The organism is Roseobacter phycocola (assembly GCF_042055075.2).
GTDB lineage: Bacteria > Pseudomonadota > Alphaproteobacteria > Rhodobacterales > Rhodobacteraceae > Roseobacter.
The window spans coordinates 1,539,859-1,559,725 of the sequence record NZ_CP194010.1 but is presented as its reverse complement, the minus strand read 5'-3'; the positions used below and the strand labels follow the sequence as shown (position 1 = coordinate 1,559,725).

The window sequence follows — 19,867 nt, the reverse complement described above, 5'->3', positions numbered from 1 at the left end:
ACCTGCCGCGCTGTTCGGATGAGCGAACGGCGCGGCACCCTTTCAGCTTCGGGGTGGCTGATCCCGAATGTGCTGTGCGGCTGGTTGCCCCTGCAACGCGTCCCAGAGTGCGGCCATAACAGTACCCATCGGTTGGTCCCGCCGGCGGATCGCAAATATCTGCGTGTGCCGTGGTGGAAACCCCTCGACATTCAGGACCGTAAAGGCTCCTATATCAAGCTCGTCGCGGATCAGGTGCGCGGGCATGCCGCCCCAGCCAAGGCCTGCACTGATGATACTGCGTTTGGCTTCAAACCCAGTGACGGTCCAGCGCCGCCCGCCGGACATCAGGTCCCGGCTCTGAGTGAACGCCTCGCCACCGGTGCCCGAGACGACCACCTGCGTATACGTCTGCATCTCGCGCCGGCTGCGCAATCCGGGGCGGGAGGCCGCGGGAAAATCACGGTGTGCGACCGGCAGGATTGTCACATGACCGACCGGCAGTGTTTCGACCTCGTCCACCGGCACGCCCTCAAGACCGGCCAGGATCATGTCCGCCTCTGAGGCCATGAGACGGGCCAAAGGGCCTCCCATGAGCTCCTCGTAAAGACGGACATGCGTTGCAGGCCATGCGCGGCTCACGGTGCCGAGGATGGTCAGAAACGGGTCAAGGGCCATTGTTGCCGTTGCGGCGATCCGGATTTCCGCCTCCTGTTCACCCGCGAGGCCTGTGGCCGCTGACTTCAGCACCCGCACCTGTTCCAGAACCCGCAGAGCTTCCCGGTAGTAGACTTCGCCGTTTTCCGTGAGGCGCGGGCGGTAGTCCTCTCTGGTGAAGAGGTCAAAGCCCAGTTCGTCCTCCAGCTTGCGGATCTGGTGGCTGATGGCGGACTGGGCCTTGTTCAGCCGGTCTGCGGCCCCCCGAAAGGTACCGGCGGCGACAATTGCGTCGAGGGCAATGAGCTGATCAAGGGTCAACGGCTGCATCCAGATGATCTAAAAATCAGATCATAAGCATGAAAACTCAATATTATCAATCATTCGTCAGCAGGCGTATCCGGTGTGGGCATAAAAACCATCAGGAGACTGAAATGAAACTCTATTACATTCCCGGCGCCTGTTCTCTGGCAAGCCACATCATGCTGAACGAAACCAATGTGACCTTTGACATCGAAGCGGTCGATCCGAAAACCGGCGAGACGGCGACCGGACAGTCCTTTCGCGGTATCAGCCCGAACGGATACGTGCCGGCCCTAAAACTCGGCGAGGGTGAGGTTCTGACCGAGGGAGTCGCAATTCTGCAGTACATCGCGGACAACAATCCGGACCATGCATATGCGCCGGCACCGGGTACTGTGGCCCGGGCGCGCCTGCAGCAGTTCCTGAATTTTGCCGCAGCGGAACTGCACAAGTCCTGGAGCCCACTCTTCTCGGATACATCGACTGAGACCGAACAGCAGGCGGCCCGCGCGAAAGTCGCCACAAAATTTGACCACCTCGAGGATGTTCTGAGCGACGGTCGCGAATACCTTGTTGAAAACCGTTTTTCCGTGGCGGACGCCTACACGTTTGTCGTGACAGGCTGGGCGAACTTCAAGGACATCGACCTCACACGCTGGCCCAACCTCTCGGCATATGTCCGGCGGATCGCAGGTCGTGCGTCAGTCGACGCTGCCATGCGGGCAGAAGGATTGCTGGCATGAGGCAGGACAGTCAGCTTGAGGTTCAGGAACTGATGGTGCGCTATTTCGACGGGCTTTACCGGTCGGACAGCGCCGTATTGCGCAGCGTTTTCCACGCGGACCTCATGTACGTGAACGCAACCCGTGGTAACTACGAGAATATGGGGCTGGCCGCCTATATGAAACGCATTGACGCCCGCACACCACCTTCATCCCGCGGTGACCCGCGCAACGAGGTAATCGAACGGGTCAACCTGCATGGCGGGCGGATTGGCATTGTGGAAGCGCGGATGACCATGTTGGGGCGGGATTATCAGGACCTGTTGACGCTCGTCCACACGACTGATGGCTGGCGTGTCCTGACCAAGGTCTTCAGCTATATCGAACGCGGGGAGGCGGAAAGTGCCATACGTTAAAATCAAGGTGACCCGCGAGGGCGGGCCCGACGGCCTTGGCCCGACGGCTGCAGAAAAACGTGAACTGATCGAAGGGGTGACGGATCTGCTGGAGCAGGTGCTCCATAAGAACCCCGCCACAACGTTCGTCGTGATTGATGAGGTGCCACTCGACAACTGGGGCATGGACCGCAAGCAGGTCAGCGACATCCGCCGCTCATCCAGGACCCGGTGACATGAAAAGGGCGCCCCGGTCTGGGCGCCCTGATCGTTTTGTGAGACTGAGCCTACTCCGCAGGCTGTCCGTCCGATGCGCCGGCCGACACATCGGCCTTGTCGCGCCGGCTGTCGTTGATGAGCGCCTTGCTGAGCGAGATGACCATCAGGACCATCACGATGGTAAAGGGCAGGGCGCCGATGATCATTGCATCCTGCAGCGAGGCCAGCGGATCACCGCCGCGCCCCGACGCGCCTGCAATGATCAGGCCGCCGATCACGCCGGTCATGATCAGACCCCAGATGATGCGGTGTTTGATCCCGGTTTCCTGTGCGCCGCCAGACATGATGGTGTTCATCACCAGGATGCCTGAGTCCGCGGACGTCACGAGGAAGGTCATGATCAGCACCACACACATAATAGTAATGCCGGATAGGAAGCCGCCTGAGATCATCTGGCCAAGCGTCACAAAGAGCTTGTTTGTGTTCGAGGCACCGATAATCGCGCCATCTGCAACGCCCTGCAGTTCCAGATCAATCGCCGTGCCGCCAAGGATGGTCATCCAGGCGAAACATACCAGCGCAGGGGCAAAGACGCAGCCGAGGATGAATTCACGCACGGTACGGCCTTTGGAGATACGGGCGAGGAACAGCCCCACAAAGGGCGAGAAAGCGATCCACCAGGCCCAATAGAATGTTGTCCATCCCGACTGCCAGCCAAAGAGCCGGCCTTGCGTGCCTGCCTCATAGGCCGCCACCTGCACTTCGGGAGGCAGCGACGCTGCGGCCCCTTCGAGCCCTTCCTGGAACCCACCCAGCGATCCCCAGGCGTTGGTTGCGCCACCATAAAGCTCTGCTGCTGCCGGTGCTGCCGCCTCGGGCAGACCAGCGGCAAAGGCGCTTTCACTGAGCGGTGAATAGGCTTCAAAGCTCAGCGGAACGAAACGGATGATGTAGTCCACCAGCGCCGTGCCGTATGTGGTCATGGCAAAGAGAAAGCTGCCGAAGATCACAAAGGTCATCAGCAGGATGATTGACAGGACAAGGTTCAGGTTGGAGAGGTATTTAATCCCCCGTCCAACACCGGAGACCGCCGAGATGATGGACAGCGTCATGATGATAGCAAGGGCCACCAGCAGGCCAACTGTGGATGGTGCGGGTGGTGTATCACCGTCTGCGGCACCCATGAGCCATTCCATACCTGTCACGGCGTAGACTCCATCGACAAACTGGCTGACACCGTAACCGATGGTCACCGACACACCGAGAATTGTGGCCACGACGCCCAGCACATCGACCACGTGACCGATGAAACCATTGGCAAAACGTCCCAGAAGGGGCGTCAGTGCGGAGCGGATGGTCAGCGGCATATCGCGTGTATAAGCGTAATAAGCGAGGCTCAGCCCGGTGACCACATATATAGCCCAGGCGTGGAAACCGTAGTGCAGGAATGTATAGCGGTAGGCCGAGGTCAGCGCCTCTTCGGTGTTGCCTTCAACACCGCCGGACACGACCACCGGGTTCGACCCCCAGAGCCCAAGCGGCTCAGCCGTGGCAAATACCATCAGACCGACGCCAAGACCGGCACCGAACATCATGGAAAACCAGGAGAAGTTTGAGAACTCCGGTCTGGTGTCCGGCCCGCCCAGTTTGCGTTTGCCGGACGGCAGGATGGCCAGGGCGATGAGAAAGAACGCAAAAACGCCTACTGAGACGATGTAGAAGGCGTTGAACCCCTGCAGCAGAGCCCAGTTCCAGGAATCGAGCGTGGAGTTGGCAGAAAGCGGGAAGATGATGGCCCAGAGCACAAGGGCGACCATGGTGATTTTTGAAAGAAGGGCGATGGGAAGGCTGTAGCCTTCGTAAAAGCCCGCATCCTGAGTGTTGATCTCAAGATCCGTAAACGGCGGCTTGACTGACATTGTTCTGTTCCCTGTTTTTCGGGTCCTCTGACGGGACCCCGTGTGAAAAAGGTCATCTGTCGTGCAACAGAAAAGGTTGCATATTTCTGAACATCTGCGCGTGAGCCTATGCACGAAACTGCATGAAGTGTGTCAAACGGTCACAATTCTGATTGGTCCAGTCGCGACGCAGGTAGATCAGAAACGACACTTTTAACGTGCATTGGGTCGCTGAAGCGCCGGAAACGGCCCTCTTGACGCCGGCGCGTGCGCGGACAACGGTGCGCGCATGATACTGGATACTGAATATGTGCGGGCGCAGTTTCCCGCTTTTGAAGAAGCCTCGCTGACAGGTCAGGCTTTTTTCGAGAACGCCGGAGGGTCCTATACCTGCCGGCAGGTCATTGATCGTCTGATGCGGTTTTACACGCAGCGCAAAGTGCAGCCCTATGCGCCCTATGAGGCCAGCCGCCTCGGTGGCGAGGAGATGGATGAGGCCCGCGACGGGATGGCCGCTCTGTTGGGCGTGGCCTCTGATGAACTGAGCTTCGGGCCCTCGACCACACAGAACACCTACGTGCTGGCCCAGGCCTTTGCCGGAATAATGCAGCCGGGTGAGGCCATCGTGGTGACCAACCAGGATCATGAGGCGAACACCGGGCCCTGGCGGCGCCTGGAGGAACGTGGCATTGAGATCCGTGAGTGGAAGATCAACCCCGATACCGGGCATCTCGAGCCGGACGACCTGGAAAGCCTGCTCGACGAAAACGTGCGTCTGGTCTGTTTTCCGCATTGCTCAAATGTGGTGGGCGAAATCAACCCGGTGACTGAAATCACAGCACTCGCGCATGCGGCGGGAGCGTTCACCTGTGTCGATGGGGTGTCCTATGCCCCGCATGGCTTCCCGGATGTCGGGGCGCTGGGGCCCGATATTTATCTTTTTTCGGCGTATAAAACCTATGGCCCGCACCAGGGGCTGATGGTCATCCGCCGCGCGCTGGGGGAACTGCTGCCCAATCAGGGGCACCATTTCAACGGTGACAGCCTCTATAAACGCTTTACCCCTGCGGGACCTGATCATGCACAGGTGGCTGCCTGTGCGGGCATGGCCGACTACATTGATGCACTTTATGCGCATCACTTTGAGGCTGAGGCCGGACCGACCGCGCGGGGCAGTGCGGTGCACGATCTGATGCGGTCGCATGAGATTGCGCTCCTGCAACCTCTGCTCGACGCAGTGTCATCCCGCAATTCCGTGCGCCTGCTGGGGCCGGATCAGGCAGCATCCCGGGCACCCACTGTGGCATTGTCACTCAACCGCGACGGCGAAGAAACCGCTGCAGCGCTGGCCGCACATGGTATCATGGCTGGTGGCGGCGATTTCTACGCAGGACGCGCACTGGAGGCGATGGGTGTTGACATGCAACACGGCGTTCTGCGGCTGAGTTTCACGCATTACACCACGCAGGATGAGATCGAAAAGCTGATCCATGCACTGGACGAGGTATTGTAACCGGTTTTTCCTGATCCATGTTCGTATACCGTGCGTATCCGGTTTAAGACTTTGGAAAGGGTCACGGTTTGAGCAGTTCACCAGTTATTCTGTGGTTCCGGCGCGATCTGCGTCTGAGCGATCACCCCGCGCTTGCGGCGGCGGCAGCCACGGGCAGGCCGGTGATCCCGGTATACATCTACGACGATCAGACGGCAGCGCTGGGAGCTGCACCCAAATGGCGCCTCGGCCTCGGCATCGGACACTTTGCCGGCAGCCTGGAACAACTGGGCAGTCGCCTGGTTCTGCGCCGGGGTGATGCGCTCAGTGTCCTGCGTGATCTGATCCGCGAAACCGGTGCCGGGGCCGTCTGGTGGTCGCGGCTCTATGACCCGGACGCCACTGAGCGTGATGCTGCCGTCAAAAATGCACTGAGAGAAGAGGGCACCGATGCACGCTCGTTCGGCGGGCATCTGATGTTTGAGCCCTGGACGGTTGAAACGAAAACCGGCGGGTTCTACCGCGTCTATACCCCTTTCTGGAACATGGTGAAGTCGCGGGACGTCGATGCGCCACTGGCTGCGCCGGACAGACTGGCAGCACCGGATACCTGGCCAAAAGGTGACGCGCTGGAAGACTGGAACATGGACGCTGCGATGAACCGTGGGGCCGCGGTTGTCCGGCCCTGGGTGCGTCTGGGAGAGCAGGCAGCGCAGGACCGCCTTGCGGCATTCATTGACGAAACCGTCGCAGAGTATGATACCACGCGCGATCTGCCCGGCGTTGATGGCACATCCGGATTGTCCGAGAACCTTGCGCTGGGTGAAATCAGCCCGCACCAGTGCTGGCACGCCGGAAGACGCGCCTTTGAAGAAGGCAGCAAGGGCGCGGAGACCTTTCTCAAAGAGCTGGTCTGGCGCGAGTTTGCCTACCATCTCATGCACCATACACCGCATATTCTGACGTCTAACTGGAAAGAAGACTGGGATGCCTTCCCCTGGAATGCCGACGGGCAGGCCGACAAGGTCATCGCGTGGAAACAGGGCCGGACCGGTATCCGGTTTGTCGATGCCGCCATGCGGGAACTCTATGTGACGGGCCGGATGCATAACCGGGGGCGGATGATCGTCGCAAGTTACCTGACCAAGCACCTGCTGACCGACTGGAAGATCGGGCGCGACTGGTTTGAGGATTGTCTGATCGACTGGGATCCGGCGAGCAACGCCATGGGCTGGCAGTGGTCTGCGGGTTCAGGTCCGGACGCAACGCCATACTTCCGGGTGTTCAATCCTGTCACCCAGCTCGACAAATTCGACAAGGATCGCGTCTATGTCCGCCGCTGGCTCGCGGAAGGCTATAAAGAACCGTCAGAAACGGCGTTGTCCTTTTTCGACGCAGTTCCACGCGCCTGGAACCTCTCTCCGGACGACAGATATCCCGCTGCGGTTGTACCCGCTGACGAAGGCCGCAAAATTGCGCTTTCTGCTTATGAAAACAGGGGCTTCTGAAACCAGGCATCACAGGTTAACGTATCTGTTAAAGAGGCCTGCCCATGAACGAACGGAACACCCATCTATGATCCTTACCACCACTGACGGACAGTCCGGACTGCCACGGTATTTCGCGCGCGTATTCGCGATGGCGCAGCAGATGAACAACGGGCGCGTCGATTTCGTTCTGCCGGATGGCCGCAGGTTTCGCGCAGAGGGGCAGCATCCGGGCCCGGTGGCAGAGATGGATATTCACAACGATGATCTTTTTGCACGTCTGATCCGCGAAGGTGATCTTGGGTTCTGTGATGCCTATCTGGACGGGTGGTGGTCCACGCCGGATCTGCAGGCTTTTATGGATCTGGTGCATGCCGACAACGAAGACATCTACGACGGTTTTCCGGGTATGGCGCTGGTGCGCAATTTCGAGAAGTTCCGGTTCTGGCTGCAGCGCAACAACAAAACGCAGGCCCGGCGGAACATCAGCTATCACTACGATCTGGGCAATGAATTCTACGGTCTGTGGCTTGATGACACGATGACCTATTCCTCGGCGTTGTTTGAAACGGGTCAGGAAAGCACCGAAAAAGCGCAGACGGCAAAGTACAAATCTATGGTCGACCAGATGGGCGTGAAACCCGGGGACCATATTCTCGAAATCGGCTGTGGCTGGGGCGGTTTTGCTGAATACGCCGCGAAAGAACGGGGGCTGAAGGTCACAGGGCTGACGATCAGCGAAGAGCAGTTTAAGTATGCCCGGGAACGCATTGAAAAAGCAGGGCTTTCGGGCAGCGTTGATTTCAAGCTTCAGGACTACCGTGATGAGCAGGGTACCTACGATGGCATTGCCTCAATCGAGATGTTTGAAGCGGTGGGCGAAAAATACTGGCCCGTCTATTTCGAGACAGTGCGTGACAGGCTGAAGCCTGGCAAAACGGCAACACTGCAGATCATCACGGTCGCCGACCGCCGCTGGCAGGTCTACAAACGCGGCGTTGATTTCATTCAGAAATACATCTTTCCGGGTGGTATGCTGCCAAGCCCGGGTGCGCTCAAGGCGCAGATACACCGTGCGGGCCTCGGTATCGAGCGGTCGGTCGAGTTTGGCCACAGCTATTCAATCACGCTGCGCCGGTGGCATGAAACCTTCAATGATAAATGGGATCAGGTCAGCGAAATGGGTTTTGATGAAAGGTTCCGGCGCATGTGGAACTTTTACCTGACGTCCTGTGCATCCACTTTCGAAAGCTCAAATTGCGATGTGACGCAGATCACGGTGCGCCGCCCGGGCTGATAATCACCCTGGAATTGCCCAGAATTAACCCTTTTTGAGCCAGCTCTGTGGGATACGACTGCTCAGGCCTGCGCGCGATCTGCGGTGGGCCGGACGCAGCAGACCGTGTTCACAGGAGTGGTTATGCCAGACGCAGCGAAGCTTATTGCCGGGATCCTGATCGGAGTCCTCGGGCTCATTCTGTCTTTTCAGATCATGCCGCTTTTCCCGGACAGCACTGATTTCGGCAATTTCGTCTGGTATAATGCCGTGATTGGTGTGCTGACCGGATGGATTGTGATGGGCAAGCGCGCGGGCCGGGGCATTACCGCTGCAATCAACAATGGCTTTGGCGGCGCGCTGATGCTGGTGCTCTGGGGGCTGTTCTTTCACTCCTGCTTTCAGATGTTCGATCGTGCGATGGACAACTGGTACAACGGCGCCTTCATCGCTCTGGCTGCAATCTTTGAGTTTATGGCTGAAAATGCCCTCATCCTGATCAACCCGCTGGTAATTTTCACGCTGATCGCGGGCGGCGTCATTGCAGGGCTCGCAACAGAGTTTGCATGGCGCACCTGGCGCTGATATGCGCGCGGCATGAAACGGCCGCTTTTTTTCTTTGGAACACTTTGTCACCCCGCGCTTCTTGAGGTCGTTGTGGGTGATGTCTCGCATCTTTCACTGACATCTGCGGAACTGCCGGGGTACCGCGTTTTTGCGGCCTCAGAGGGTCCGTTTCCAGCCATCGTGCAGGATGCATCGGCCACGGCCTCCGGCCTGCTCGTCGAAGGGCTGACTGATGGCGACATTGCGCGGCTGGATTATTACGAAGAGGCGTTCGGCTACACGCTCGTGGACGAAACGCTGACAACCGGACAGAATGTCCGGGTGTATATGCCCCCAGCAGGGGAATTCACGTTTCTCGGCCCCTGGAATGTCGATGACTGGGCCCGGGCGCATGGGCGTATGAGTGTCCTCGCGGCCACCGAGGTCATATCGTACATGGGGCAGAAATCCCCCGGCGACATTGCTGCGATGTTCCCGATGATCCGCGCGCGCGCCTGGTCGGTCATGAACGCGGAAAACAGCCGCCATGGTGCCCGGACACTGGACGGGCAGGTCAGTGTGAAAGATATGCGACGCCCTTATGCCAACTACTTTGCACTCGAAGAATATGATCTGACCCACGAAAGGTTTGACGGCGGAACGACGCCTGAGGTGATGCGCGCCGTGTTCCGGGCACCGGATGCAGCACTTGTTCTGCCCTATGATCCGGTGCGCGACCGGGTTTTGCTGGTGGAGCAGATGCGTATGGGGCCGCTTGCACGCGGGGATCGCGTGCTCTGGCAGCTCGAACCGGTGGCCGGACGTCTGGACCCTGGCGAGGCCCCGCAGGAGGCCGCCCGGCGGGAAGCGCTGGAGGAGGCGGGCCTGACGATCGGTGAGATGTTCGCGGTTGCCGAGGCCTATTGTTCGCCGGGCAACTCGTCAGAATTTTACTATATATACGTGGGCTTTGCGGATCTGTCGGATGACGTTGCGGGCACAGGCGGGCTGGACGAGGAAGACGAAGACATCCGCTCGCATGTTCTCTCGTTCGATCAGCTGATGGACATGTGCGATGAACTGCAGCTTGCCAACGCACCCCTGATCATGTCTGCCTACTGGCTGGCCCGCCACCGGGACCGGCTGCGCGCAATGTCTTGAGGTCGCCGGTCTGCAGGGCTAGGTATCGGTCAGGCAGTGAAAAGGGACACATCCATGCAAGTCGTGAAGGATCTGGCGCAGGCCATCGGAAATACACCGCTGATCCGGCTGAAACAGGCCAGTGAGGCCACGGGATGTGAAATCCTCGGGAAGGCTGAGTTCATGAACCCCGGTCAGTCGGTCAAAGACCGCGCGGCACTGTTCATTATCCGGGATGCCATCGCTAAAGGCACCTTGCGCCCGGGCGGGACCATTGTTGAGGGAACTGCGGGCAATACCGGCATCGGTCTCGCGCTTGTCGGCGCCTCGATGGGCTTCAGGACCGTGATCGTGATCCCGGAGACTCAGAGCGAAGAGAAAAAGGATATGCTGCGGCTGGCAGGGGCCGAACTCATTCAGGTGCCCGCCGTGCCCTATGCCAATCCCAACAATTACGTGAAGTACTCCGGCAGGCTCGCCGAAAGGCTGGCGCAGTCCGACCCAAACGGCGCGATCTGGGCAAATCAGTTCGATAATGTTGCCAACCGCCAGGCGCATGTTGAAACGACCGGTCCGGAAATCTGGGCGCAGACCGACGGCAAAGTGGATGGTTTCATCTGTGCTGTCGGGTCGGGCGGCACGCTGGCCGGCGTGGGCGAAGCGCTGCAGCCAAAAGGCGTGAAGGTTGGCCTTTCTGATCCCGAAGGTTCGGGGCTTTACAAACTCTATACCGGTGAACAGGCCGGCGGAAACTCGATCACCGAAGGCATCGGGCAGGGCCGGATCACAGCCAACCTGGAGGGGTTCACGCCGGATGTGGTCTACAAGGTCCCTGATGCCGAAGCGCTGCCGGTTGTTTTTGATCTGCTGCAGAACGAAGGGCTTTGTCTTGGGGGCTCCTCCGGCATCAATATCGCCGGTGCCATGCGCTTGGCGCGCGAAATGGGTCCTGGCCATACCATTGTGACCATCCTGTGTGACTACGGCACCCGCTATCAGTCCAAACTTTTCAATCCTGACTTCCTGCGCAGCAAGGACCTGCCGGTGCCGGAATGGCTGGACCGCGAAGCTGCTGATATTCCCGTCGTTTTCGAGGACGCATGACGCGGGTTTTCCGCATATGTCTGGCACTTCTGTTTGTTGTCTGGTCCGGGATCAGCGCGGCTCAGCAACCGGACGGCGATGAAAATCCGCTGTATCCGTTCTGGGACGAATTTGCCGCCCGGGCTGAGGAACGGGTCACCGCAGCCCAGGACAGCAACGAGGAATTCGAAGAACTGCGTGCACGCATCGTCGAGTTCCGCAGTGAATTTGCAACCCGTCAGAGCGCCAATGCGGAGCGGATCCAGACGCTTCAGGCCCAGATCGGGGCACTGGGGCCGGTGCCCGAGAGCGGTGAGGAACCGGAAGACATTGCCGCGCGCCGTGCGGAGCTGAATGCCCAGCTTGAAACGCTCCTGGCGCCGGTGCGCGTGGCGGATGAGGCCTTCAGTCGCGCCAACGGGCTGGTAGGAGAAATCGATACGATCATCCGTGAAAGGCAGGCACGCCGGCTCCTGTCCCTCGGGCCATCCCCCCTGAACCCGCTGCACTGGCCCATTGCGGCTCAGGATATCGCGCGTGTCTGGAAGGATATGCGGGACGAGATGAGCGCTCTGGGCGATCCGGTCCGGCTCTCGCAGATGCGCGACCGCCTGCCGCTTGTGGTGTTTCTGCTCGCCGTGGCGCTCACCCTTATCGTCCGGGGCAGGCCCTGGGCGGGCAGGGTGCTGGGATGGCTGCGCCAGTGGGGCGGACGCGGGTCCGGCGTCTGGAGCTTTCTGGTCTCCCTGTTTCGGATCATTCTGCCGCTCACCGGGCTGTTGCTGCTGACCCATGCGATCCGTCTGACCGGGCTCGCGGGGAGCCGTACGGATCAGTTGCTGGAACTGATACCGCTCTGGGGCGCGCTGTTGCTTGGGTTCCGCTGGCTTGCCGAACGGCTCTTCTCGCGGCACGAAGAGGATGCGCTGATCCAGCTGTCAGACGACAGCCGCGCCCGCGCGCGGTTCTACATGCTGCTTTTGTCGCTGCTGTTTGTGACCCGTGGATTCTTCGGGCTGATTTTCAGCCTCGAGCAGGCGGCTCCGGCCTCGATCGCCATCGCCGCTTTCCCCATCGTCGTGCTGATGGCCATTGTGCTGTTCCTGATGGGGCTGATGCTGCGGAGCTATCACGTTGCCGTTGACCCGGATGTCGAGGAACAGGCGCGTGGCACCGGCGTTGCGCGTGTGCTGCGCGCGGCTGGCACGGGTATGATCCTTGTCGCCGTAACCTCTCCCGTGATGGCTGCTGCGGGCTATGCTGAGGCCGGAAACGCGCTGCTTTACCCGACTGTTCTCAGCCTGCTGATCCTCGGCCTGGTGATGGTGCTCCAGCGGTTTTTCGCAGATGTGTACGGTCTTCTGACGCGTCAGGGGCCAGAGGCGCGTGACGGTCTTGTTGCGATCTTTGCCGGGTTCCTGCTTGTGGTGGCGGCGCTGCCTCTGCTGGCACTGGTTTGGGGCGCCCGTGTCACCGACCTGACCGAGCTCTGGACGCTCTTTCTGCTCGGCTTTGACATCGGCGGCACACGGGTGTCGCCCGGGGATTTCCTGAAGTTTGCGGTGATTTTCGCCCTGGGCTACGGCCTGACGCGCGTCATTCAGAACACGCTGCGCCAGAATGTTCTGCCCAAGACGCGGCTGGATATCGGCGGTCAGAATGCGCTCGTCTCCGGCGTCGGGTACGTAGGTATTTTTCTGGCAGCGCTGCTGGCGATCACCGGGGCGGGGATCGATCTGTCGGCCTTTGCTATCGTCGCTGGTGCCCTGTCCGTGGGCATCGGGTTCGGCCTCCAGAATATCGTGAACAACTTTGTTTCGGGTATCATTTTGCTGGTGGAACGCCCGATTTCCGAAGGGGACTGGATCGAGGTTGGCGGTCAGATGGGGTATGTCCGCGATATCTCTGTGCGCGCAACACGCATCGAAACCTTTGACCGGACCGACGTCATTGTCCCGAACTCTGATCTCATTTCAGGGACGGTCACTAATTACACGCGTGGCAATACGGTGGGCCGCCTGATTGTGCGTGTCGGCGTGGCCTATGGCACAGATACCAGGCGAGTGGACAAAATCCTGCGCGAGATCGCCGAAGCCCAGCCCATGGTGCTGAACAATCCGCCGCCGAATATCGTGTTTTCCGGGTTCGGTGCGGATTCGCTGGATTTTGAGATCCGGGTGATCCTGCGGGATGTGAACTGGATCCTGAGCGTGCAGAACGACATCAACCATGAGATCGCCAAGCGGTTCAGCGAAGAAGATATTGAGATTCCGTTCGCGCAGCGCGACGTCTGGCTGCGCAATCCAGAGGCGCTGAAAGAGGACAAATCATGACCCGAATGCTGTTTCGCGATGATCCCTATCTGCGCGAAGCCAGTGCGGTGGTCATGGCACATACTGAACAGGGCGGCATTGTAGTGGATGCCAGCGTTTTCTACCCGACCGGTGGTGGGCAGCCCGGAGACAGTGGATCGCTGGAGTGGCCGGGTGGCTCATGCACCGTTGCTACCACTGTAAAGGGAGAGGGTGAGGACATCGTGCTCGTCCCGCAGGAAGGTGAGAGCCTGCCGCCAGTGTGGGCCACGGTGACTATGCGTCTCGACTGGGACAAGCGGTTTGGCCACATGCGCGTGCACACAGCGTTGCATCTCATGTCGGTGGCCATTCCTTTCGGGGTGACCGGTGGGTCGATCAGTGCGGACAAGGGGAGGCTTGATTTTGACATGGCTGAGCCGCCGCAGGACAAGGAAGCCATCGCGGATGCGATCAACGAAATGATCGCGGGCGATGCTGCCGTTTCAGAGGACTGGATCACAGAGGCGGAACTGGATGCGCAGCCCGATCTGGTCAAAACACTGACCGTCAGACCGCCGCGCGGGTCCGGCCGGATCCGGCTGATCCGGATCGGTGAGGCGGATGCGCCAGTTGACCTGCAGCCCTGTGGTGGCACCCATGTGGCACGACTGGGGGAAATCGGTCGCGTACGCCTTGGCAAAACTGAAAAGAAGGGCCGGATGAACCGGCGGGTTTATCTGCATCTGGACAACTGATCCGGGCAGACGGATTGTCTGAATTTGCCTCTTGCATATCAGGGTGCGGGCGCGCTAAACCGCGCCAACGGAGCGGTGGCCGAGTGGTCGAAGGCGCACGCCTGGAAAGTGTGTAGGCGGGAGACCGTCTCCAGGGTTCGAATCCCTGTCGCTCCGCCACTAGACCCCTGCGATGACAACCAGCCTTAAGCTGGCTACCGCTGACCGGCGCACCCGAATGCAGGGACATTCATTCGATCAACGGCTGTCTTATCTTCTGCCGTATTCATCGCAACCGTTGTTCGGCTGCGCTTTGAACGGATCACAAAACAATATGTGCATGTGCTGACACGAGCAGTGCCCTGTCAGTGATCAGATAATTTCCGTCTGAACCGAAGACATCCGGCACGCTGAGGCTGGCAATTCTAATCCGAAAACAAGGCAACCGGGTCCGCATGACCGCTCAATGGCGGAGTCCGGTTGCGTTTTCGGGGTTTCGCAGCCGCCTTTTGCCGCTGACGGTCCGACTCTCTCTGGCATGCGTTTTGCGCGTAGGATCGGTCAGATAAATAAGCAAATCCGACTTTTGCAGGTGCTATAGCAGTGTCAGTTTCGGCGACAATACCCACCCCGGCACTTGAAAAAGCGGGAAGTTTGCCCGGTAACCCGTTGATTAGGGGCTTCAATTTCTTTGCTAAGCCGGCATCCAAAAGTGTCAACAATAGTTTACTGTTTACACTGTCAATCAGTATTGACATACTTTCAGGATCAACCGTGTTGTTCAGCAGCGCTGTTGTGGGTGTGTGGGCGTGGCCGTACTTTTCTCCGCACGGTCGTTTTCGCGCTCCCCAATTCAACTATGGAGGAGATCGGATATGTCCGACGATCCAGAAAAGGTCTGGCCAACCGGCCTGAACCTGAAAGAAGCGGAAGAGGTTCACAGCTACCTCATCGATGGTACCCGTGTATTCGGTGGCATCGCGCTTCTTGCTCACATTCTTGTGGCGTTCTCGACGCCCTGGCTCGGCTAGGGAGAACACGTTATGAACAATGCAAAAATGTGGCTTGTGGTACCCCCGGCTGTAGGGGTGCCGGTGTTTCTTGGTGCAGTTGCAGTGGGCTCTTTTGCAGTCCATGTCGCCGTGCTCAGCAACACATCTTGGGTTTCGGACTTCCTGTCCGGTCAACCCCTCGGAACCGGCGATGAAATGGCTGCGGCCACGACAATTGCTCCGGAAGCTGATGTAGCAAAAGCGTCCTATGTGACGGACCGTGCAGACGGTTCGAAGGAAGTAACAGTCGTCCTGCCGGATGGTACTGTTGCGCGGGCGGTTCTGCAGACCAATGAGGTCCTCGCATCGGCTGCTCCACCAACAGTGACCGCCACCGACTAGGCGGTTCTTTGCCCCGGGCGTCCGCGCCCGTGGGCACTTCCTCCGGAGTCCTGTGGCCGTTCCGTCAGTGACACGGTCCAGGCGCCGGATGCGCAGGTAACAGATGATGAATTTTCGCAGTTTCACCCTGAGCAGGATCGCGTCCATTGCGCCGCGCTATCTGCCGTTTGCGGATGTTGCGACCGATGAGGTCCCGCTGTCACGGTTGCTGCGCCTGTCGCTTTTTCAGATCACTGTCGGTATGGCGCTTGTGCTTCTGGTCGGCACGCTCAACCGTGTGATGATCGTGGAACTGGCCGTACCTGCGTCGCTGGTGGCCGGTATGCTGGCGCTGCCATTGCTTTTCGCCCCTTTCCGTACCCTGATCGGTTTCCGGTCAGACACGCACCGGTCAGCTCTGGGGTGGCGCAGGGTTCCCTATATCTGGAAGGGCACGATGTATCAGTTTGGCGGCTTTGCCGTAATGCCCTTTGCCCTTCTGGTGCTCTCCGGCTACGGAGAAGCGGTCGATGCGCCCCGATGGGTTGGTCTGAGTTCTGCTGCGCTGGCCTTTCTGCTGGTAGGCGCCGGTCTGCACATGGTTCAGACTGTTGGCCTCGCACTTGCCACTGATCTGGTAAAGGAAAAAGACCACCCGAAAGTGGTTGGTCTGATGTATGTCATGCTGCTCTTTGGCATGGTGATCAGCGCGCTGATTTATGGCGCATTGCTGGCAGACTACACGCCCGGCCGGCTGATCCAGGTGATCCAGGGGTCTGCTGTGGTTACTGTTGCTCTCAATCTCGTTGCCTTGTGGAAACAGGAAAGCCGCAACCGGGCACGGGCTCAGGCGATGGCAACGGCGCCGAAACGGGAATTCGCTGATGCCTGGCGTGAGCTTGTGAGCCGGCCTGGAACGATGCGCCTGCTGACGGTTATCGGGCTTGGCACTTTTGGTTTCGGTATGGCGGATGTCCTGCTCGAACCCTATGGCGGGCAGGCGCTCGGGTTTTCAGTCGCTCAGACCACGCAGCTGACCGCGATTTTCGCGGGTGGCACGCTGGCCGGCTTTGGCATTGCATCCCGGCAGCTCGGCCGCGGTGGGTCTGCCGTCCGGCTCGCGTCTGTCGGGGCCGCAACCGGCATTCCGGGCTTTGCCGCGATTATTCTGTCATCGGCCGTGGGCGGGCCCGCGCTGTTTGTCGCCGGTGTCCTGGCGACGGGACTTGGCGCCGGCCTTTTCGGGCACGGGACACTGACGGCAACCATCCGCAGCGCGCCCCCTGATGAGGCCGGGCTGTCGATCGGCGCATGGGGCGCTGTTCAGGCTACCTGTGCCGGGATCGGTGTGGCGCTGGCCGGTGTGACCCGGGACATTCTTGTGGCACTGCCGCAATTTTCGGGACTTCCGGCGCATGCGCCCTACAATTTTGTATTCACGACAGAGATCGCATTTCTCGCTCTGGCCATCTTTGTGGCCATCCCGCTGACTGTAAGGCTGACCCGCGCAAAGGCCCTGCATCCCGTCAGCACCCCGCAAACCAACCCGGTGGAGGCACCATGACGACGGTAATCACGCGATATTTCGACAGCGCATCAAAGGCACGCGATGCCTGGCACGAGCTTGTGCACAGAGAGAGGTTTCCACTGCGCATCCTGCGTATGTTTGAGCAGTCCGAGGGGCTGGTCGACGCGCTGACGGGCATGCAGATCCCGGAAGACACTGCGCGTGCCTACGATAAAAAGATGTCCGGCGGTGGCGCGGTGATTATGGTGCTGGCAGGCTACAAGCCTCTTGGTGTGGCCAAGATTGCACGCACCATCATGGCGCAGATGGGGGCCACCGATATGGGCGACCTCGTTGAGGAAGCACTGGTTCCGGACACCCGCCCGCCGACCAAAAGCATTCTGCGCGATCACCGTCACTTTCTGCTGCGCCGGCGCGACCCTTATAGCACATCACACCACATGGCGGACTGGCCGATCGGCCTGATCAGCCGTCGTAAACCCTTTAAAGAGATGGTGTTTGAGCCGCATCAGCGGATGGCGAACTGGCCCATTGACCTGCTGTTGCCGGGCAACAAGCGCTATGGGCGGTTTCCGTTCGATTATCTGGTCCCGGGGCACAGGTTCCAGGCCAAATTCCCGTTCGGGCACCTTGTGCCGCACAACCGGCGTTTCGGGCGTTTCCCGTTCGGGTTCCTTGTGCCGCACAGCAAGCGGTATGGCCGTTTCCCGTTCGGGTTCCTCGTGCCGCATGGCAAGCGGTACGGCCGGTTCCCGTTCGACTTCCTTATCAGGAGCGGCCGGCGCATGGCGAGCTGGCCATTCCCACTGCTGATCAACGGCAAACAGGGCGGCAACGCGCTGATCCCGGGTCACAAATACCAGGCCAAGTTCCCGTTCGACCACCTTGTGCCGCATGAAAAGCGGTATGGTCGCTTCCCGTTCGGCTTTCTTGTGTCACACAAACGCCGTTACGGCCGGTTCCCGTTCGGGCTGCTGGTGCCGGGCCACAAATTCATGGCGAAATTCCCATTTGGTCACATCGTACCGGGGCACAAGCACTATGCGAAGTTCCCGATTGATCACCTGGTGCCGGGGCATAAATACATGGCCAACTTTATTTTCCCGCACACCAAAACATAGCCTCACAGGCTGATGGCATTCCGGGGGCGTCGCAGAATGTGCGGCGCCCTTTTTCGTGTCCCGGGCAGGGCGCGGCGGTGTCGGTGATACGTACCGGTCTGTTCTGCGTTCCAGCTGCCAGTTTGCCGGATGCGTCAGTTTGCGCCGTGAAATGCCGCTCCCGGCGTTGCCAATCCTGTGATGACGCGCCATGTTGGCCACAACAGTCGGGCGGCGGGGACACTGCGGTACCTGCCTGCTTCACCCAAAGCCATCATCCGAAAGACAACAGGATTGCAGCTATGAGATATGAGAGACCGGAAAGCCTCGATCAGGCTTCCGCGATGCTGGCCGCTGAGGCCGGCGTGACCCGCATTCTGGCCGGAGGCACCGATGTGCTTGTGCAGATGAAGTCAGAGGTTGTGGAGCCGGACCTGATCGTTGATCTCAAGCATCTCGCGGGCATGCGCGACATTCAGGCTGAGGCAGGTGGCTTCCGCATCGGTGCGGCAGTGTCAGGCGCGCAGCTGAACGAGCATGAGGGTGTTTGTGCTCTCTGGCCCGGCGTTGCCGAGGCTCTCGATCTGATCGGATCTACACAGGTGCAGGGGCGTGCAACCATGATCGGTAACCTCTGCAATGGGTCGCCTGCTGCTGACAGCGTGCCTGCGCTCTTTGCCGCTGATGCTACTGTCAGGGTGCATGGCGCGTCCGGCGCGCGTGATATCCCGGTGCATGATATCCCGAAAGGGCCCGGCCAGACCAACCTTGCGCCCGGCGACATCATCACATCGGTGTTTTTGCCGGCCCGACCGGAGCGGTCTGCCGACGCATACCTGCGGTTCATCCCGCGGACGGAGATGGACATCGCCGTGGCCTCGGCTGGTGTCAGTGTGACCGTTGATGCGGAAGGCGTGATCACTGCTGCGCGCGTGGCAGTTGGTGCTGTCGCGCCCACCGTGCGCCTGGCAGAGGCAGCAGGTGATGCGATCACAGGCTCAGCCCTGGATGACAACGCAATGACTGCAATGAAAACGGCCGTCGAGGCTGTATGCAGTCCGATTGATGACAAACGCGGCACCGTTGCGTTCCGCACAAGCACAGCAGGCGTTCTGGCGCAGCGCGCAGCACGGATCGCTTATGACAGGGCGCGGGGGTAAGTCATGAAAAAGATACATGTTTCCACCACGATCAACGGCGACGAGACGGAATTTGTCTGCGCACCTGATGAAACACTGCTGGATGTGCTGCGCGACAGACTGATGCTGACCGGTGCAAAGGAAGGCTGCGGCACCGGTGATTGCGGCGCCTGCAGTGTGACCGTGAACGGGCGGCTGGTCTGTTCCTGCCTGATGCTGGGGGCCGAGGCCGAGGGCGCCGAAATCGGTACGATCGAAGGTATGGCGGACGGTGATAATCTGCATGTGCTGCAGCGCGTGTTCATCGAGAAAGCGGCGCTCCAGTGTGGGATCTGCACGCCGGGTATCCTGGTGGCGGCAAAAGCACTGCTGGAGAAAAACCCTGATCCGACCGAGACTGAAATCCGCTACTGGCTGGCGGGTAACCTGTGTCGCTGCACGGGATATGACAAGATTATCAAAGCAGTACAGGTCGCAGCTGAAGAGATGAGGAGCGCATAAA

Annotated in this window: 19 protein-coding genes and 1 tRNA gene; 18 read left to right on the top strand and 2 right to left on the bottom strand. The window is 59.7% G+C overall.

The window, feature by feature from the left end; genetic code table 11:
- Nucleotides 1-42: 42 nt before the first annotated feature.
- A complete protein-coding gene (locus tag AB4K19_RS07675; protein ID WP_436399402.1) occupies nucleotides 43-957 on the bottom strand; it encodes a LysR family transcriptional regulator in 915 nt (304 codons plus the stop codon).
- Between the two features lie 113 nt (nucleotides 958-1,070).
- Here AB4K19_RS07675 and gstA point away from each other — a divergent pair, with 113 nt between their 5' ends.
- The 3 genes from gstA to AB4K19_RS07660 are packed head-to-tail and all read left to right on the top strand — an operon-like array spanning nucleotide 1,071 to nucleotide 2,291.
- Entirely contained in the window at nucleotides 1,071-1,682 is a 612-nt protein-coding gene (gene gstA, locus AB4K19_RS07670) for a glutathione transferase GstA (RefSeq protein WP_375227837.1), read from the top strand.
- Nucleotides 1,679-2,077, top strand: coding sequence for a nuclear transport factor 2 family protein (locus AB4K19_RS07665; RefSeq protein WP_375227836.1), 399 nt, complete (start codon nucleotides 1,679-1,681; stop codon nucleotides 2,075-2,077). The genes gstA and AB4K19_RS07665 overlap by 4 nt, the downstream gene beginning before the upstream one ends.
- Entirely contained in the window at nucleotides 2,064-2,291 is a 228-nt protein-coding gene (locus tag AB4K19_RS07660; RefSeq protein ID WP_375227835.1) for a tautomerase family protein, read from the top strand. The genes AB4K19_RS07665 and AB4K19_RS07660 overlap by 14 nt, the downstream gene beginning before the upstream one ends.
- A gap of 52 nt (nucleotides 2,292-2,343) precedes the next feature.
- On the opposite strand, the gene AB4K19_RS07655 is transcribed toward AB4K19_RS07660, so the two are convergent.
- Nucleotides 2,344-4,194, bottom strand: coding sequence for a BCCT family transporter (locus AB4K19_RS07655; protein WP_375227834.1), 1,851 nt, complete (start codon nucleotides 4,192-4,194; stop codon nucleotides 2,344-2,346).
- 268 nt (nucleotides 4,195-4,462) lie between these two features.
- On the opposite strand from AB4K19_RS07655, the gene AB4K19_RS07650 reads away from it, so the two are divergent.
- The 15 genes from AB4K19_RS07650 (at nucleotide 4,463) to AB4K19_RS07580 (ending at nucleotide 19,866) form a co-directional block, all read left to right on the top strand.
- Entirely contained in the window at nucleotides 4,463-5,686 is a 1,224-nt protein-coding gene (locus AB4K19_RS07650; protein WP_436399401.1) for an aminotransferase class V-fold PLP-dependent enzyme, read from the top strand.
- Nucleotides 5,687-5,754: 68 nt separating this feature from the next.
- The gene (locus AB4K19_RS07645) at nucleotides 5,755-7,173 is read left to right on the top strand and encodes a cryptochrome/photolyase family protein (RefSeq protein WP_375227832.1); all 1,419 of its coding nucleotides are present in this window, start codon (nucleotides 5,755-5,757) and stop codon (nucleotides 7,171-7,173) included.
- Nucleotides 7,174-7,240: 67 nt separating this feature from the next.
- Nucleotides 7,241-8,449, top strand: coding sequence for a class I SAM-dependent methyltransferase (locus tag AB4K19_RS07640; protein ID WP_375227831.1), 1,209 nt, complete (start codon nucleotides 7,241-7,243; stop codon nucleotides 8,447-8,449).
- A gap of 123 nt (nucleotides 8,450-8,572) precedes the next feature.
- Complete coding sequence (locus AB4K19_RS07635; RefSeq protein WP_375227830.1) at nucleotides 8,573-9,013, top strand: TrgA family protein; 441 nt, start codon at nucleotides 8,573-8,575, stop codon at nucleotides 9,011-9,013.
- A gap of 12 nt (nucleotides 9,014-9,025) precedes the next feature.
- Nucleotides 9,026-10,135 (top strand): NUDIX domain-containing protein, encoded by a 1,110-nt coding sequence (locus AB4K19_RS07630; RefSeq protein ID WP_375227829.1) that lies wholly within the window; start codon nucleotides 9,026-9,028, stop codon nucleotides 10,133-10,135.
- Between the two features lie 54 nt (nucleotides 10,136-10,189).
- The gene (locus AB4K19_RS07625; RefSeq protein ID WP_375227828.1) at nucleotides 10,190-11,218 is read left to right on the top strand and encodes a cysteine synthase A; all 1,029 of its coding nucleotides are present in this window, start codon (nucleotides 10,190-10,192) and stop codon (nucleotides 11,216-11,218) included.
- On the top strand, nucleotides 11,215-13,530 hold the full coding sequence (locus AB4K19_RS07620) for a DUF3772 domain-containing protein (protein ID WP_436399400.1): 2,316 nt from the start codon (nucleotides 11,215-11,217) through the stop codon (nucleotides 13,528-13,530). The genes AB4K19_RS07625 and AB4K19_RS07620 overlap by 4 nt, the downstream gene beginning before the upstream one ends.
- Nucleotides 13,527-14,246: an alanyl-tRNA editing protein gene (locus AB4K19_RS07615; protein ID WP_375227825.1), complete on the top strand. Its 720-nt coding sequence runs from the start codon at nucleotides 13,527-13,529 to the stop codon at nucleotides 14,244-14,246. Before AB4K19_RS07620 ends, AB4K19_RS07615 begins: the two co-directional genes overlap by 4 nt.
- A 69-nt stretch (nucleotides 14,247-14,315) precedes the next feature.
- Nucleotides 14,316-14,405: transfer RNA gene (locus AB4K19_RS07610), tRNA-Ser, on the top strand.
- Between the two features lie 695 nt (nucleotides 14,406-15,100).
- Nucleotides 15,101-15,256, top strand: a complete 156-nt coding sequence (locus AB4K19_RS07605; protein WP_375227824.1) for a light-harvesting protein — start codon at nucleotides 15,101-15,103, stop codon at nucleotides 15,254-15,256.
- 12 nt (nucleotides 15,257-15,268) lie between these two features.
- Entirely contained in the window at nucleotides 15,269-15,619 is a 351-nt protein-coding gene (locus AB4K19_RS07600) for a light-harvesting protein (RefSeq protein ID WP_375227823.1), read from the top strand.
- A gap of 103 nt (nucleotides 15,620-15,722) precedes the next feature.
- Nucleotides 15,723-17,162: a PucC family protein gene (locus AB4K19_RS07595; protein WP_436399399.1), complete on the top strand. Its 1,440-nt coding sequence runs from the start codon at nucleotides 15,723-15,725 to the stop codon at nucleotides 17,160-17,162.
- On the top strand, nucleotides 17,159-18,247 hold the full coding sequence (locus tag AB4K19_RS07590) for a PucR family transcriptional regulator (RefSeq protein WP_436399398.1): 1,089 nt from the start codon (nucleotides 17,159-17,161) through the stop codon (nucleotides 18,245-18,247). Before AB4K19_RS07595 ends, AB4K19_RS07590 begins: the two co-directional genes overlap by 4 nt.
- Nucleotides 18,248-18,528: 281 nt before the next feature.
- The gene (locus tag AB4K19_RS07585; protein ID WP_375227820.1) at nucleotides 18,529-19,386 is read left to right on the top strand and encodes an FAD binding domain-containing protein; all 858 of its coding nucleotides are present in this window, start codon (nucleotides 18,529-18,531) and stop codon (nucleotides 19,384-19,386) included.
- Nucleotides 19,387-19,389: 3 nt separating this feature from the next.
- Entirely contained in the window at nucleotides 19,390-19,866 is a 477-nt protein-coding gene (locus AB4K19_RS07580; protein WP_375227819.1) for a (2Fe-2S)-binding protein, read from the top strand.
- Nucleotide 19,867 lies beyond the last annotated feature (1 nt).

Coding starts and splice junctions, on each gene's coding strand:
- gstA (WP_375227837.1), top strand. CDS start 1,071: ATGAAACTCTATTACATTCCCGGCGCCTGTTCTCTGGCAAGCCACATC.
- AB4K19_RS07665 (WP_375227836.1), top strand. CDS start 1,679: ATGAGGCAGGACAGTCAGCTTGAGGTTCAGGAACTGATGGTGCGCTAT.
- AB4K19_RS07655 (WP_375227834.1), bottom strand. CDS start 4,194: ATGTCAGTCAAGCCGCCGTTTACGGATCTTGAGATCAACACTCAGGAT.
- AB4K19_RS07650 (WP_436399401.1), top strand. CDS start 4,463: ATGATACTGGATACTGAATATGTGCGGGCGCAGTTTCCCGCTTTTGAA.
- AB4K19_RS07640 (WP_375227831.1), top strand. CDS start 7,241: ATGATCCTTACCACCACTGACGGACAGTCCGGACTGCCACGGTATTTC.
- AB4K19_RS07635 (WP_375227830.1), top strand. CDS start 8,573: ATGCCAGACGCAGCGAAGCTTATTGCCGGGATCCTGATCGGAGTCCTC.
- AB4K19_RS07630 (WP_375227829.1), top strand. CDS start 9,026: ATGAAACGGCCGCTTTTTTTCTTTGGAACACTTTGTCACCCCGCGCTT.
- AB4K19_RS07625 (WP_375227828.1), top strand. CDS start 10,190: ATGCAAGTCGTGAAGGATCTGGCGCAGGCCATCGGAAATACACCGCTG.
- AB4K19_RS07620 (WP_436399400.1), top strand. CDS start 11,215: ATGACGCGGGTTTTCCGCATATGTCTGGCACTTCTGTTTGTTGTCTGG.
- AB4K19_RS07615 (WP_375227825.1), top strand. CDS start 13,527: ATGACCCGAATGCTGTTTCGCGATGATCCCTATCTGCGCGAAGCCAGT.
- AB4K19_RS07605 (WP_375227824.1), top strand. CDS start 15,101: ATGTCCGACGATCCAGAAAAGGTCTGGCCAACCGGCCTGAACCTGAAA.
- AB4K19_RS07600 (WP_375227823.1), top strand. CDS start 15,269: ATGAACAATGCAAAAATGTGGCTTGTGGTACCCCCGGCTGTAGGGGTG.
- AB4K19_RS07595 (WP_436399399.1), top strand. CDS start 15,723: ATGATGAATTTTCGCAGTTTCACCCTGAGCAGGATCGCGTCCATTGCG.
- AB4K19_RS07590 (WP_436399398.1), top strand. CDS start 17,159: ATGACGACGGTAATCACGCGATATTTCGACAGCGCATCAAAGGCACGC.
- AB4K19_RS07585 (WP_375227820.1), top strand. CDS start 18,529: ATGAGATATGAGAGACCGGAAAGCCTCGATCAGGCTTCCGCGATGCTG.
- AB4K19_RS07580 (WP_375227819.1), top strand. CDS start 19,390: ATGAAAAAGATACATGTTTCCACCACGATCAACGGCGACGAGACGGAA.